The sequence below is a fragment of the Marispirochaeta aestuarii genome, from assembly GCF_002087085.1.
Classification (GTDB): Bacteria; Spirochaetota; Spirochaetia; order JC444; family Marispirochaetaceae; genus Marispirochaeta; species Marispirochaeta aestuarii.
On sequence record NZ_MWQY01000078.1, the window covers coordinates 1 to 325 of the forward strand.

Sequence of the window (325 nt, forward strand, 5' to 3'; positions counted from 1 at the left end):
CCTTGAACACAGAGAACCAGTGGGGACGGAACCTGCAGAACCTGAGCTACAGCTTCGACGATGTGGGAAACATCGAGGAGCGGAGAGATGCAAGCGGCAGGTACACATGCACCCAGAGCTACAGCTACGACGGCCTCTACCAGCTTGAGAGTGCAGAAGGAACCTACGTGAACAAACCCTCCGGCCACACCAGCTGGACCGATCGCTACAGCCAGAGCTTTAGTTATGACGGCCTGGGGAATATCCTTACGAAGACCAGCACGGAAACGCGAGTCCCCTCGGCCTCTGTCCGGCCCCTGAATTACGAGCTGGACTATGAGTACGA

Annotated in this window: 1 pseudogene; it reads left to right on the forward strand. The window is 56.9% G+C overall.

What is annotated here, in order from left to right:
* Positions 1 to 325, forward strand: a pseudogene (locus tag B4O97_RS19585) (RHS repeat domain-containing protein); the annotation flags it as partial.